Origin of the sequence: Mycobacterium saskatchewanense, from assembly GCF_010729105.1 — a bacterium.
GTDB lineage: Bacteria > Actinomycetota > Actinomycetes > Mycobacteriales > Mycobacteriaceae > Mycobacterium > Mycobacterium saskatchewanense.
This window is the reverse complement of the sequence record NZ_AP022573.1, coordinates 5,299,631-5,313,158: the sequence shown is the minus strand read 5'-3', so window position 1 is coordinate 5,313,158 and position 13,528 is coordinate 5,299,631. Positions and strand designations below refer to the sequence as shown.

Genomic DNA, 13,528 nt, shown 5'->3' with positions numbered 1-13,528 from the left:
CTAGGACGACGCAAACGCCGCGGGGCCGGCGTCCGCGCCCCGTGCGACGACGACGGGCATCGACGTGGCGGCGTCGGTGCGCAGGATCGTGTGCACCACCTCGACGAGGTCCTCGACGGGCATCAACTTGCCGGGCATGCAGCCCCGCGAGGCCCACAGCGGGACGGCCTGGCGCGCCAGATCCATGTCCCAGCCGACGTTCATCCCGGTCTGACTGTCACCCTCGCCGCCGGCGCACTCGCCGACGATCAACGTGGTGAAGCCGATGTCCGGGTGTTCGGCCCGCCAGGCCTCAACCAGTCGCTCCAGGGCCGCCTTGCTGACGCCGTAGGCTCCCAGACCCGGCCAGGGCGGCCCGAACGTGCCCGCGTCCGAGGAGAGGTAGACCGCCTTGCCCGCGGAAGCCGAAAGGTGCGGCACCGCCGCGGCCGTCACCAGCGCCGCCCCCACGACGTTGGTATCCAAGATGCGACGCCAGGTTGCGGCGTCGGTGTCGACCAGCCGGGCCAGCGGGGCGACGGCCGGCGTATAGACGAGGTTGTCGATGCCGCCGAGCGCCTCGGCGGCATCGCCGATCGCCGCGCGGCACGAAGCCCCGTCGGTGACGTCGCACTCGACCGCGATCGCGGCCGGTCCCGCATCCCGGGCCGCCGACTCGATCCGCTCGCGCCGCCGGGCCAGCAGCGCCACCTGGTGGCCACGCCCGGCGAGACCGACCCCGATGCAGCGACCGAGCCCGCTCGAGGCGCCCACCACCACCGTCCGTGACATATTCGCCCTCTCCTGTAACGCACTGCCGTCGGCAAGAACCTACCGGATCTTCATGCCGCAGGGTGGCGATAGCGCGGCGCTCAATTTGACGACGGTGTTCCTGTTCCCCAACGTGGCCTTATTACGTCGCCGCGTCCGCCCGCGCCGTGATGGTGTCGACGCACTCCTCGGCGAGGGCGAGTGTGGCGCCAACGCTCAGCGTCGTGGAGAACGTCTTGCCCGACACCTCGATGGGGGGCGACCCGACCGGAACAAGATCGCCGCAGCCAGCCCTGCCGATCCCGTCCACGTGAGCGCGGCCAGGGTCGTTCAAGCACGCGTCGGGGCTGGCCGTGTCTGGGCGACTGGTATCGACCGGCTGACCCGGATCGATGCGGCCTGGCCGCAGATGATGCTCCGCGGAGCCCGTTGCGGCTGGCGAAAGGTCACCGATGGCGCTCGATGCCCGCGCCGCAACATGGGCTGACGGTCTAGCCCCCGTCGGGGGCCTGCAGCACCACGGCGGTGTGCGCGTCCACGGTGAGCGCGCCTCCCCCGGGCACCTCCTCCGCCGGCGTCTCCTCCTCGGGCCCGGTGAACACCACGAGCTGCCAGGATGCACCGAATTCCTTTGCCGGCAAGGTGAATTCGATCGGCTCGTGGTGGGCATTGAAGCACAGCAGGAACGAGTCGTCGAGCACTCGCTGCCCCCGCGCATCGCGGTCGGGAATGCCGTGGCCGTTGAGGAACACCGCGACGGACTTCGCGAAACCGGCGCCCCAATCCTCCTCGGTCATCTCCGCGCCGTCAGGGGTGAACCAGGCGATGTCGGGCAATCCGTCCTGTCCCCGGCGGCCCAGCGGCTTGCCGGAAAAGAAGCGGCGCCTGCGGAAGACCGGGTGGTTGGCGCGCAGCGCGGACACCATTCGGGTGAACTCCAGCAGGCCGCTGTCGGCTTTCGACCAGTCGATCCAGGTGAGCTCGTTGTCCTGGCAGTAGCCGTTGTTGTTGCCGTTCTGCGTGCGGCCCAGCTCGTCGCCGTGGCAGATCATCGGCACACCCTGCGACAGCAGCAGCGTGGTGAGGAAGTTCCGCTGCTGTCGAGTCCGCAGCGCGTTGACGCCCTCGTCGTCGGTGGGCCCCTCCGCGCCGCAGTTCCACGACCGGTTGTGGCTCTCGCCGTCGTTGTTGTCCTCGCCGTTGGCCTCGTTGTGCTTTTCGTTGTAGGACACCAGGTCACGCAGCGTGAAGCCGTCGTGGGCGACGACGAAGTTGATCGAGGCCACCGGCCGGCGCGCGGTGTGCTCGTAGAGGTCGGCGGACCCGGTCAGCCGGTAGGCGAACTCGTCGAGCGTCGCGGGCTCACCGCGCCAGAAGTCCCGCACGGTGTCGCGGTACTTGCCGTTCCATTCCGTCCATTGCGGCGGGAAGTTGCCGACCTGATAGCCACCCGGGCCGACGTCCCAGGGTTCGGCGATCAGCTTGACCTGGCTCACGGTCGGATCCTGTTGCACCAGTTCGAAAAACGTCGCCAGGCGGTCCACGTCGAAGAATTCGCGGGCCAGCGTCGCGGCCAGATCGAACCGGAAGCCGTCGACGTGCATCTCGGTCACCCAATACCGCAGCGAGTCCATGATCAGCTGCAGCGCGTGCGGGTGCCCGACGTTGAGGCTGTTGCCCGTGCCGGTGTAGTCCATGTAGTAGCGCTTGTCGTCGTCGACCAGCCGGTAGTAGGCGGGGTTGTCGATGCCCCGCATGGACAACGTCGGGCCCATGTGGTTGCCCTCGGCCGTGTGGTTGTAGACGACGTCGAGGATGACCTCGATGCCGGCCTCGTGCAGCGCCCGCACCATGGCCTTGAACTCCTGCACCTGCCCGCCGGGCGAGGTGGCGCTGGAGTACTTGAAGTCGGGCGCGAAGAACCCGATTGTGTTGTAACCCCAATAGTTCGACAGACCCTTGTCCACCAGGGTGGAGTCGTTGGCGAAGTGGTGCACCGGCATCAGCTCGATGGCCGTGACGCCGATGCTCTTGAGGTGGTCGATGATCACCGGGTGCGCGACGCCCGCGTAGGTGCCGCGCAGCTGCTCGGGGAGGTCGGGGTGGGTTTGCGTCAGGCCCTTGACGTGCGCCTCGTAGATGACCGTGTCGGCGTACTGGCGGTCCGGCGGCCGGTCATTGCCCCAGTCGAAGTACGGGTTGATGACGACCGACTTGGGCATGAAGGCGGCGGAGTCGTCGTCGTTGCGGCTGTCCGGGTCACCGAAGTTGTAGCTGAACAACGCCTGGTTCCACTCGAACGAGCCGTCGATCGCCTTCGAATACGGGTCGACGAGAAGCTTGTTGGCGTTGCACCGCAAGCCGTTCTGCGGGTCGTACGGGCCGTGCACGCGGTAGCCGTAGCGTTGGCCGGGTTCGATGTTGGGGATGTAGGCGTGCCAGATGTAGCCGTCGACCTCGGGCAGCGGGACCCGGCTCTCGGTTCCGTCGGCGTCGAACAGGCACAGCTCCACCCGCTCGGCCACCTCGCTGAACACGGCGAAATTCGTGCCCGCGCCGTCATAGGTGGCGCCCAGGGGGTAAGCCCTCCCCGGCCACACCTCTCCAGTGGGCGTGGGGGCAGGCGTCTCTGCGGTGGTCATGGCGCCATTGATACCCCGCCTGTGCGGTGATCAAACCGGCTGGGCACCCGCGTGGCGCGCCGGCACCCCGCGGCGGCCTGCTGCGGCGATGCCACCACGGTGTGCGCAAAACGCTTGTGTCGCTTATCCTTTTGTGCGGTCGCGCGGTAAGCGGGTGTCAGTCGCTCGTCACGGCTTGAGGATCACCTTGACGGCCCCGTCCTGCTTCTTCTGGAAGATGTCATAGGCGTGCGGCGCCTGCTCCAGCGGCAGGACGTGGGTGGCGAAATTGTCGACGCACAGCGGGTCGTCATCGGTGAGCAGCGGCATGATGTCGCCGACCCACCGCTTCACGTTGGCCTGCCCCATCCGCAGGGTCACCTGCTTGTCGAAGAGGGTGAGCAGCGGGAGCGGATCGGCCATCCCCCCGTACACGCCGATCAGCGAGATGGTTCCGCCGCGCCGCACGATGTCGATCGCGGAATAGAGGGCATGCAGCCGGTCCACGCCGGCGGTCTGCATGAGTCGCTTGGCGACGAAGTCCGGCAGCAAACCGGTGGCCTGCTGGACCAATTGCGCGGCGGGCGAGCCGTGGGACTCCATGCCCACGGCGTCGATCACGGAGTCCGTACCGCGGCCGTCGGTCAGGTCCCGGATCGCATCGCCCAGGTCGGCGTCGAGCCGCCCGAGGTCGACGGTGTGGATGCCGCGCTCCGCGGCGCGGGCCAGCCGTTCGGGCACCAGGTCGACGGCGATCACCCGGTAGCCGAGGTGATCGGCGATGCGCGCGGCCATGTCGCCGATCGGCCCCAGGCCCAGGACGGTGACCGTGCCGCCGTCGGGGATATCGGCGTACGCCACGGCCTGCCACGCCGTCGGCAGCACGTCGGACAGGTATACGAACCGCGAGTCCGGCGGCCCCTCAGGCACTTTGATGTGGGTGAACTGGGCCTGCGGCACACGCAGCAGCTCGGCCTGGCCGCCGGGAACCTCCCCGTAGAGCTCCGAGTAGCCGAACAGCGCCGCGCCCATGCCCTGAGCCCGCACCTGGGTGGTCTCGCACTGGGTGTAGAGCTGCTGGTCGCACATGTAGCAACTGCCACAGGAGATTTGGAAGGGGATCACGACCCGGTCCCCCACCCGCAGGTCGCCCGTTTCACCGCCGACCTCACGCACGATACCCATCGGCTCGTGCCCCAGGATGTCCCCGGGCTTCATGAACGCCCCGAGAATCTCGTAAAGATGCAGATCGGATCCGCAGATGTTGGTCGACGTGACTTCGACGATGGCGTCGGTGGGCTTCTCGATCTTCGGGTCGGGCACCGATTCCACTCGCACATCGCGCTTGCCGTGCCAGGTGACAGCCTTCATGTGCACAGCACATACCCGCCTGGCGCCCGCCGAAACTCCGGCCTGGGCGGCGCCGTCAACCGTGTCGACGCTTGAGCGGATGCTCGCTGTCGATCAGTGATTTCGCGACGTCGACGAGCCTGGTGTTGGATTGTTGCGAGAGCCGGGTGAGCAGTTCGAATGCTTCGACGGCGTCGAGACTGAAGCGCTCCATGATGATTCCCTTGGCCTGGCCGATCATGTCCCTGGACGCGAGGGCACTGCGGAATTGGTCCTGGCGGCGCAACATCGACCACGCCAGCGCGATGTGGGTGGCATGAACGGCGCCCAGCTCCACCGAGTCGTCGGGGAACGCGTGCGGCCGGTCGGCGTAGAAGTTGAGCGCGGCCATGCTGACCCGGTCCACAAACAACTCGTAGGACAGGATGGACCTGATCGGGGTCTCTTCGAGCGCGTGCCGCCGATACCGCGGCCACCGTTCATCTTTGGTGAGGTCGTCGCCGTGCAGCACGTGCTGCCGCCACGCGGCCTCCACGCACAGCCCCTCCCCGTATCGGTTCTGGATCTCGTCCAACAGGACTGGATAACGATGCGTGGCCGCCACGTTGGTCACCGCCCTGCTCCTCTCGGCTGGAGACCAGCTCCGCGAGCTGGGCGACGACGCCCGTACTGGTGTCTTGCACAGCACCCTCTCTCGAAGGTCTGCCCCCGGGGTGACCCCTGGGCGGCGAAATCCGGGCACGCTTCTTCTTGAGACACGCCTCGCTCATTCAAGCGTTCTAACGGTCGGTTTGGTGAGTCAATGCCGCCAAACGAAGTCTAGGAGCCAGAAAACGAAGTGCAGGCTCCGAGCGCCGATACCCTCGCCTTGTCCCACGTCACCGCTGCATACACGAAACACCCTGGGATAGGGTAGTTTTCGCGCCCGTCACCGATGGTTCGCCCGCCGTCGGCCCCGACCCGCCGCCCCTGCCCGTCCTACACTCGGACGGGTGACGTCAATCGTGATCGTGGGCAGCGGTTTCACCGGATTCACCTGCGCGCACCGCCTGGCCCGCATTCTGCGCCGCCGGCGCGCGGAGGTCGACATCACCATCATCTCCCCCGTCGACTACATGCTGTACACGCCGCTGCTGCCTGACGTCGCCGGCGGTGTTGTCGACGCCCGCTTCGTCGCGGTCCCACTGGCGAACACGCTCAAGGGCGTGCATGCCGTCCGCGGCCGCGTGGACGGCGTGGACTTCTCCCAACGCACGCTGACGTATTGCGATCCCGAAGAGCGCAGCCACACCATGTCCTGGGATCGGCTGGTGCTGACCCCCGGCTCGGTCACCCGGCTGTTCGACGTGCCGGGGCTCGCGACGTGCGCGCGCGGGTTGAAGACCACCGCCGAGGCCCTGTACCTGCGGGACCATTTCGTCGAGCAGCTGGAGCTGGCCAACATCGAGGAGAACCCGCGGATTGCGGCGGCACGCCGAACCGTCGTCGTGGTGGGCGCCTCCTATTCGGGCACCGAATTGGTGGTCCAGCTGCGGGCGCTGGCCGACGCGGCGGCCAAGCAGATGAGATTTGATCCGGCCGCCGTCAGGTTCTTGCTCCTCGACCTGGCCGAACAGCTGATGCCCGAGGTAGGCAAGAAGCTGGGTGATGCGGCGCAGAAGGTGCTCCGGCGGCGCGGCATCGATGTCCGGCTCGGCGTCACCCTTAAGGAGGCACACGCCGATCACGTTGTCCTGAGCGATGCCTCGCGCGTCGACACGCACACGATCGCCTGGGTGACGGGCGTGACGGGGGCGCCGTTGATCCAGGGCCTCGGGTTGCCCACGGAACGGGGCCGGCTGAAGGTCGGGGCCGATCTGCAGGTCCCGGACCAGCCGGGCGTGTTCGCGGCCGGTGACGCCGCCGCGGTCCCCGACCTCACTCAACCCGGACAGATCACCCCGCCGACCGCACAGCACGCGACCCGGCAGGGAAAGGTGCTGGCCCGCAACGTGGCCGCCAGCCTGGACCTCCCCCATTTCCGAGGCGCGCCCAAGGACTACAAGCACCGCAACCTGGGCCTGGTGGTGGACCTGGGCCCGTGGCACGCGGTCGCCAACCCGCTGAACGTGCACCTGTCCGGGTTGCCGGCGAAAGTCGTCACCCGGTCCTACCACCTCTATGCGATCCCGCGCGGCGTCAACCGGTGGGCAGTGGCGCTGGCCTACCTGACCGACCTGCTGTTCGACCGATCCGTGGTCTCGATTGGGCTCGCTTCCCAGAAGGATGCGGGGTTCGCGGCCAGCGAGGGCATCCCCATGCCGAAAACGGGATGAGCCGAGCCCTCAGCCCTCGGCCTTCTGCTGCGCCATGGCGTAGACGAGCTGGAGGAAGTCGGCCCCGGTCAGCACGGTGAACACGCCCGCGACCAGCCGGGTGAACCTGGGGGCGAAGACCAGGCCGATGGCGAACCCGGTCGCCACCCACATGTCCAGGCAGAACGGGCAGGTGAGCAACTCCCCGAAGCTGTGGCGCAGCGGGCTCTCCTCCCGAACCTCCTCCATCACCTCCGCCGGGCCGCCGCTGCCCTTGAAACGGGTGAACGGCGCACGCAGCGGGCTCGTCACCGCGTCCTTGGTCAGGGTCCGCGACAGCTTGTGGGTCCCGAGGGTCACGGTGACCAGGTCTTGCAACGGCCACCGCGTCGGCAGCCGGCGGCCGGTGACCACGGCGGCCAGCGTGGCGATCAGCACCACGGCGCCGTAAATGCACAACACCGCCACGTAGCCGCCCAACGGCCGGGGATTGTCCCCTCGGTATTCGTCGGCCTCCTGCCGAGCGCCATCGAGCACCTGGCCGACCGGGGCGCCGGTGTCCGTCACATTTCCCATTCGCAAACTCCTCCAAGGGGCGCTTCGCGGCGCTTCTAAGGCACGTCCAGCGAGTCAGGCACGTCCAGCGAGCTGAATACCCGATGGCGGCAGCCGCAACCCCCTCCGCCGGTGGCGTCAGGACGCCGAATTTTCCACCGGCCGCGCCGCGCCGTCCTCGTCGCCCGCCCTCGCTGTCTTGACCGCCTTGCGCAGGTCGCGGTTGGTGGAGCGCAGATCGGTGTTCGCCGCCGAGAGGGTGGCGTTGTGATCCTCCAGTTCGAGGATCCTGGCGATGCCGGCGAGGTTGACCCCGGACTCGACGAGTTCGCTGATGCGCTTCAGCCGGGCCAGGTCGTCGGCGCTGTAGCGCCGTGTTCCCCCCTCGCTGCGGGCCGGCGTGACTAGGCCGTGCCGCTCGTAGAGGCGCAGCGATTGCACCGCGATGCCGGAAAGCTCGGCCGCCACCGAGATGCCGTAGACGCCGTGGTTGGGCCGCGGGGCACCGGTGTCGCCGCTTGCGTCCGTCATCGCGCCTCCCCTCGTGCTCCGAGTTCAGAAAATCTATCTATCACACTTGCATCGTTATGTCGACGGTGCTATAAGAAATCTATGTCGATAGACATAGCAAATAGGCAATCCGCCACCATAGATTGGAGTGAGAGGTGACTGCCATGCTGATGCGTTCAGACCCCTTCCGTGAGCTCGACCGATTCACCAATCAAGTGTTCGGGACCGCCGCACGGCCGGCCGTGATGCCGATGGACGCGTGGCGCGAGGGGGAGAACTTCGTCGTGGAGTTCGACCTGCCGGGCATCAACCCCGAGTCGCTGGACATCGACATCGAACGCAACGTGGTGACCGTGCGCGCCGAACGGCCGGGCGTCGACCCGAACCGCGAGATGCTGGCCACCGAGCGTCCGCGCGGGGTGTTCAGCCGCCAGCTCGTCCTCGGCGAAAACCTGGACACCGAGCGGATCGAGGCGTCGTACACCGAAGGTGTTCTGCGACTGCACATCCCGGTGGCCGAAAAGGCCAAGCCGCGCAAGATCACCGTCGCGCGCGGCGCCCAACACCGGGCCATCAACGACACCGCCCCCCAGCCCGAGGTCGTCAACGCCTGATCGGTTTCGGGAGGCGGCCCGCGGCGCGCGCCCCTTTGGGCCGCGCCGCGGGCGCCCCTCGTCCCGGTAAGTTGCAAGCGAAGAGCGAGCGATGCGTTGGGATCTCGACGGCCAGACGGCCGACGTCGAGCGGGCCCTCGCCGGCGGGGCGGGGCAGCCGGCGGGCTGGTTCCGGTTCTACTTCGCCGACCAGCACTGGGAATGGTCGGAACAAGTGCAGCGGATGCACGGGTACACGCCGGGCAGTGTCACGCCCACCACCGAGCTGGTGCTTTCCCACAAGCATCCCGATGACCGCGGACACGTCGCGACCACCATCGACCAGATCCAAAACACCCGTGCGGCGTTCAGCACGCGCCACCGGATCATCGATGCGAACGGACGGGTGCGCCACGTGGTCGTCGTCGGCGACCGGCTCCTCGACGACCGGGGCGACGTGATCGGCACACACGGCTTCTACATCGACGTGTCGCCTCCGTCGGAACAGTCGGAACAGGCGGATGAGGACGCCGTCACGGCCCGACTGGCCGAGATCAGCGAGAGTCGCGCCGGCATCGAGCAGACCAAGGGCATGCTGATGCTCGTCTACAACATCAGTGACACCGCTGCCTTCGACCTGCTCAAATGGCTGTCTCAGGAGGCGAACGTCAAGCTGCGGTCGCTGGCCGAGCAGATCGCCGAGGACTTTCGCGGCGCCGGCGTGGCCCTCGACTCCCAGCCGGCATTCGACCACCTGTTACTCACCGCGCACCGGCGCGTGCGCCGCCGGAACGCGACCGGATGAGGTCCGCCTGCGGTGCCTGGCGCGGGCAGCCGCCAGGAGTTGCGCCACCCCGTCCTCGATCCCGGCGGCGAGCACCTCGATGTCGGGTGCGGTGTCATAGTCGGCGGTGATTCCGAACACGAACGTGTCGGCGTAGCTGACCATCGCGATACCGGTGCGCAACTGCAGCGCGATGGGCGGTATCGGCAGGATCTCCAGCACCCGACGCCCCATTAGTGTCTGCTTGCCCCGCGGCCCGGGCACGTTGGTGGCCAGGCCGACGACCGCGCGCTGCGGCAACCGCGATAGGAGCCGAATGGCCCACGCGGACAACGCAAACGGCGCGGCCTTGGCCGCCGACACCGCCGCACTGCCGCCCTGGCTCTGGCCGCTGGCCTTGGCCCGGGTCAGCCGCTCGTGCACCAGGCGCAGCTGTTCGACGGGGTCGCCCTCGTCGACCGGCAGTAGCGGCAGCATCGCCGACACCTGGTTGTCGGCCATCTCGAAGCGGTTGGCCGTGCGGACCGAGACGGGCACCAACGTGCGCAGCGAGTTGCGGCTCGGCCGCTCGCCACGGTCGAGCAGGATCTGGCGATAACTGGACGTGATCGCCGCGAGCGCAACGTCATTGAGCGTCACGTCGAACGCTCGCGCCACCTTACGCAGGTCGGCCAGCGCGACGCGGGCCACGCTGTAGCGCCGCATCGTGGTGACCGGTCCGTGCAGCGACGACCACGGCGCCGGGCGAAGCAGGCTGGCGGTCAGTTCGGCCAGGCCCAGGGCGGCGTGTTCGGCAGCGGCGGCGGCGCCGAGCGCGCCGCGCGCCATCGCGCCGAGGAACGCCACCGGGTTGGGGTTCCACTTCGGCGGCCCGCTCGGGACCGCCCGCGCGCTGCGGTGGATATCGGTCGCGTAGGAACCACCGCCGCCGTTGTCGCTGAACCTCGCCAGCATCTGCGTCGTCGCGATGCCGTCGGCGATGCAGTGATGGATTTTGGTGAGCACGGCCCACCGGTCGTCGCTCAGGCCCTCGATGATCCAGCAGTCCCACAGCGGGCGCTCTCGGTCCAGCCGGCGTTCCATCAGGGTGGCGACCATCTCGAACAGCTCGGCGTCGCCGCCGGGCTTTGGCAGCGCGGCGCGGTGCAGGTGGCGCGACAGGTCGAAGTGTGGGTCGTCCACCCACTCGGGCGGCCGAAGATCGAGCGGGTGGGTCCGTAACACCTGCCGGCAGCGCGGCATCGACTGCACCCGCTCCGCGAACGCCGCGACGAACTCGTCGTAGCCGGGCGCCGGTCCCTCCATGATCGACACCCCACCCACCGCCAGGCTCACGTGCGGGTCGGAGTCCTCCACCTCGAGGAAGCCCGCATCCAGCGCCGTCAGTTGCTCCATCTGGCTACTGTCCTGCCGTGGGTTTCCCGCACATCAGGGCCGGAAGTCCTCAACTTCTGGGGTCAAACGGAGGCAGCGCGCGGGGCGGTGCCGGCCCTATCGTGGGCAGGGTGACGACGGGTGCACGATCGGCGCTGCGAGTACCGCGCGCAGACCCGTTGCGCCGCAGGGCAACACCAAAGCAAGGAAACCGATCATGAGTGGAATGTCCTATATTCGGTTCTTCGAGGAAATCGGCATCGACGACGTCCCGATCGTCGGCGGCAAGAACGCCTCGCTGGGCGAGATGTTCCAGAAGCTGTCCGCCGACGGCGTGCGCGTCCCGCACGGGTTCGCCACCACCGCCGGTGCCTACCGGCACATGCTGGATCAGGCCGGGGCCTGGGACGCCCTGCACGCCGAGCTCGACGAGCTCGACCCGGACGACGTCACGGCGCTGGCGCGCAAAGGCAAGCGCGCCCGTGAAATCGTCTACGGCGCCGGACTTCCCGACGACGTAGCGGCCGAGATCACCGCCGCCTACCGGATGCTGCAGGACGAATACGGCGAGGACGTCAGCCTGGCCGTGCGGAGCTCGGCGACCGCCGAGGACCTTCCGACGGCCAGCTTTGCGGGCCAGCAGGAGACCTTTCTCAACATCAGGGGCACCGAGAGTCTCCTCGACGCTTGTCGTCGTTGCTTCGCCAGCTTGTTCACCGACCGGGCCATCCATTACCGCATCGATCAGGGCTTCGATCATTTCAAGGTCTCGCTGTCCATCGGCGTGATGAAGATGGTGCGCTCGGACCTCGCCTCGTCGGGCGTGATGTTCACCATCGACACCGAATCCGGCTTCAGCGATGTCGTTTTCGTGACCGGCGCCTACGGCCTCGGCGAGAACGTCGTTCAGGGCGCCGTGGACCCCGACGAATTCTACGTGCACAAGCCGACCTACCTGGCCGGTCACCGCGCCGTCTTGCGCCGCCTGATCGGCGACAAGGCCGTCAAGATGGTGTTCGTCGAGGGTGGGACCAAGTACACGACCCGCAACATCCCGACGCCGGAGGGTGACCGCACGCGCTTCTGCGTCACCGACGACGACGTTCTCGAGCTCGCCGGCTACGCCTGCGCCATCGAGCGGCACTACGGGCGACCGATGGACATTGAGTGGGCCAAGGACGGCCTGGACGGCAAGCTCTACATCGTCCAGGCGCGCCCCGAGACGGTGGCCTCCCAGCGCAGCCTGACGACCGTGGAGAGCTACGTCCTCGAGGGCAGAGGCGAGGTGCTGGCCGAGGGCCGGTCAGTCGGCGAGAAGGTCGCCTCGGGGGTGGCGAAGCGGATCACCGACCTCGACCGCCTCTCGGACTTCCAGCCCGGGCAGGTGCTGGTCGCCGACACCACCACGCCGGACTGGGAACCGGTCATGAAGGCCGCCGCCGCCGTCGTCACGAACCGCGGCGGCCGGACCTGCCACGCGGCGATCATCGCGCGCGAACTCGGCATCCCGGCCGTGGTCGGGGCGGGTGACGCCACCACCACGGTGCCGGATGGCGAGGTCGTCACCGTGTCGTGCGTGGAGGGCGACGCCGGGCGCGTGTACCGGGGCGAGGTCGGGTTCCACGTGGACCGCACCGAGGTGTCCGACCTGGCGCGGCCACGGACCCAGGTCATGATCAACCTCGGTAACCCCGACCTCGCGTTCAAGACGTCGTTTCTGCCGAATGACGGCGTGGGACTCGCCCGGATGGAGTTCATCGTGAGCGAGTACATCAAGGTGCATCCGCTCGCCCTACTGCATCCGGACAAGGTTGACGACCCCGAAGCCCGTCGGACGATCGCCCGGCTCACCCAGGGTTACGCCGACGGGGGCGAGTTCTTCGTGCAGCGGCTCTCGGAGGGAATCGGCACCATCGCGGCCGCCTTCTGGCCCAAGCCCGTCGTGGTGCGGACGTCCGACTTCAAGTCGAACGAATACGCCAGCCTGATCGGCGGGACCGGCTTCGAGCCGGTCGAGAGCAACCCGATGATCGGCTTCCGCGGCGCGTCGCGGTACGCGCACCCGGCCTACGCCGAGGGCTTCGAGCTGGAGTGCCGCGCGATGAAGCGGGTCCGCGAGGAAATGGGTCTGACGAATGTCGTCATCATGCTGCCCTTCGTGCGCCGAGTCGCCGAGGCGGACCTGGTGCTGCGGACAATGGCCGACCACGGCCTGCGGCGCGGCCAGGACGGGCTCGAGGTGTATGCGATGTGCGAGATCCCGAACAACGTGATCCTGCTGGACGAGTTCGCCAAGCGCTTCGACGGTTTCTCCATCGGCTCGAACGACCTCACCCAGCTCACGCTCGGGGTCGACCGGGACAGCGAGATCGTCGCCTTCGACTACGACGAACGCGACGATGGGGTCAAGGAGATGATCCGGTTGGCCGTGGAGGGCTGCCGCCGCAACGGGATTCACTCGGGGTTGTGCGGTCAAGCGCCCTCGGATTACCCCGACATGGCCGAGTTCCTGGTCCGCATCGGCATCGATTCGATCAGTCTGAACCCCGACGTGGTGGTGAAGACCACCCGCCGGATTCTCGAGCTGGAGCGGCAGGTCGTGCCTCTGAGCTGATCGGCCGACGGTACACGGCGGCGCTTCCCATCGGCGACTAGCTCCCGGCTTCGCCGAAATTGCCGTGAGGGCTGTCATCACCG

The 13,528-nt window shown here is 68.0% G+C and carries 11 protein-coding genes and 1 pseudogene; 4 read left to right on the top strand and 8 right to left on the bottom strand.

Annotation, left to right across the window (positions count from 1 at the left end; all coding sequences use genetic code 11):
* The 5 genes and pseudogenes from G6N56_RS24830 to G6N56_RS24810 all read right to left on the bottom strand — a co-directional run.
* Nucleotides 1-759: an SDR family oxidoreductase gene (locus tag G6N56_RS24830; protein WP_085256365.1), complete on the bottom strand. Its 759-nt coding sequence runs from the start codon at nucleotides 757-759 to the stop codon at nucleotides 1-3.
* A gap of 133 nt (nucleotides 760-892) precedes the next feature.
* Nucleotides 893-1,084 carry a hypothetical protein gene (locus G6N56_RS24825; protein WP_142280652.1) on the bottom strand — a complete coding sequence of 64 codons (192 nt, stop codon included), beginning with the start codon at nucleotides 1,082-1,084 and terminating at the stop codon, nucleotides 893-895.
* Nucleotides 1,085-1,241: 157 nt separating this feature from the next.
* A complete protein-coding gene (gene glgX / locus G6N56_RS24820; protein WP_085256360.1) occupies nucleotides 1,242-3,392 on the bottom strand; it encodes a glycogen debranching protein GlgX in 2,151 nt (716 codons plus the stop codon).
* Between the two features lie 168 nt (nucleotides 3,393-3,560).
* Nucleotides 3,561-4,742, bottom strand: a complete 1,182-nt coding sequence (locus G6N56_RS24815) for a zinc-dependent alcohol dehydrogenase (protein WP_085256359.1) — start codon at nucleotides 4,740-4,742, stop codon at nucleotides 3,561-3,563.
* A gap of 55 nt (nucleotides 4,743-4,797) precedes the next feature.
* Nucleotides 4,798-5,352, bottom strand: a pseudogene (locus G6N56_RS24810) (GAF and ANTAR domain-containing protein); the annotation flags it as partial.
* A 361-nt stretch (nucleotides 5,353-5,713) separates the two neighbouring features.
* On the opposite strand from G6N56_RS24810, the gene G6N56_RS24805 reads away from it, so the two are divergent.
* Nucleotides 5,714-7,036, top strand: coding sequence for an NAD(P)/FAD-dependent oxidoreductase (locus tag G6N56_RS24805; protein ID WP_085256357.1), 1,323 nt, complete (start codon nucleotides 5,714-5,716; stop codon nucleotides 7,034-7,036).
* A gap of 9 nt (nucleotides 7,037-7,045) precedes the next feature.
* Here G6N56_RS24805 and G6N56_RS24800 read toward each other — a convergent pair whose 3' ends face one another.
* Together G6N56_RS24800 and G6N56_RS24795 are read right to left on the bottom strand one after the other, a co-directional pair.
* A complete protein-coding gene (locus G6N56_RS24800; RefSeq protein WP_085256356.1) occupies nucleotides 7,046-7,591 on the bottom strand; it encodes a DUF1360 domain-containing protein in 546 nt (181 codons plus the stop codon).
* Nucleotides 7,592-7,708: 117 nt separating this feature from the next.
* Nucleotides 7,709-8,101 (bottom strand): MerR family transcriptional regulator, encoded by a 393-nt coding sequence (locus G6N56_RS24795; protein ID WP_085256355.1) that lies wholly within the window; start codon nucleotides 8,099-8,101, stop codon nucleotides 7,709-7,711.
* 143 nt (nucleotides 8,102-8,244) lie between these two features.
* On the opposite strand from G6N56_RS24795, the gene G6N56_RS24790 reads away from it, so the two are divergent.
* Nucleotides 8,245-8,694 (top strand): Hsp20/alpha crystallin family protein, encoded by a 450-nt coding sequence (locus G6N56_RS24790; protein WP_085256354.1) that lies wholly within the window; start codon nucleotides 8,245-8,247, stop codon nucleotides 8,692-8,694.
* Between the two features lie 91 nt (nucleotides 8,695-8,785).
* The gene (locus G6N56_RS24785) at nucleotides 8,786-9,478 is read left to right on the top strand and encodes a PAS and ANTAR domain-containing protein (protein WP_085256353.1); all 693 of its coding nucleotides are present in this window, start codon (nucleotides 8,786-8,788) and stop codon (nucleotides 9,476-9,478) included.
* Here G6N56_RS24785 and G6N56_RS24780 read toward each other — a convergent pair.
* Nucleotides 9,431-10,852, bottom strand: a complete 1,422-nt coding sequence (locus G6N56_RS24780) for a WS/DGAT/MGAT family O-acyltransferase (protein WP_085256352.1) — start codon at nucleotides 10,850-10,852, stop codon at nucleotides 9,431-9,433. The two genes, G6N56_RS24785 and G6N56_RS24780, sit on opposite strands and share 48 nt — an antisense overlap.
* A gap of 196 nt (nucleotides 10,853-11,048) precedes the next feature.
* Here G6N56_RS24780 and ppsA point away from each other — a divergent pair, with 196 nt between their 5' ends.
* Nucleotides 11,049-13,445 carry a phosphoenolpyruvate synthase gene (gene ppsA / locus G6N56_RS24775; RefSeq protein WP_085256351.1) on the top strand — a complete coding sequence of 799 codons (2,397 nt, stop codon included), beginning with the start codon at nucleotides 11,049-11,051 and terminating at the stop codon, nucleotides 13,443-13,445.
* The last annotated feature ends 83 nt before the right edge of the window (nucleotides 13,446-13,528 follow it).

Excerpts from the sequence above, each read along its gene's own strand:
- glgX (WP_085256360.1), bottom strand. The coding sequence starts at position 3,392 with ATGACCACCGCAGAGACGCCTGCCCCCACGCCCACTGGAGAGGTGTGG.
- G6N56_RS24815 (WP_085256359.1), bottom strand. The coding sequence starts at position 4,742 with ATGAAGGCTGTCACCTGGCACGGCAAGCGCGATGTGCGAGTGGAATCG.
- G6N56_RS24800 (WP_085256356.1), bottom strand. The coding sequence starts at position 7,591 with ATGGGAAATGTGACGGACACCGGCGCCCCGGTCGGCCAGGTGCTCGAT.
- G6N56_RS24795 (WP_085256355.1), bottom strand. The coding sequence starts at position 8,101 with ATGACGGACGCAAGCGGCGACACCGGTGCCCCGCGGCCCAACCACGGC.
- G6N56_RS24790 (WP_085256354.1), top strand. The coding sequence starts at position 8,245 with ATGCTGATGCGTTCAGACCCCTTCCGTGAGCTCGACCGATTCACCAAT.
- G6N56_RS24785 (WP_085256353.1), top strand. The coding sequence starts at position 8,786 with ATGCGTTGGGATCTCGACGGCCAGACGGCCGACGTCGAGCGGGCCCTC.
- G6N56_RS24780 (WP_085256352.1), bottom strand. The coding sequence starts at position 10,852 with ATGGAGCAACTGACGGCGCTGGATGCGGGCTTCCTCGAGGTGGAGGAC.
- ppsA (WP_085256351.1), top strand. The coding sequence starts at position 11,049 with ATGAGTGGAATGTCCTATATTCGGTTCTTCGAGGAAATCGGCATCGAC.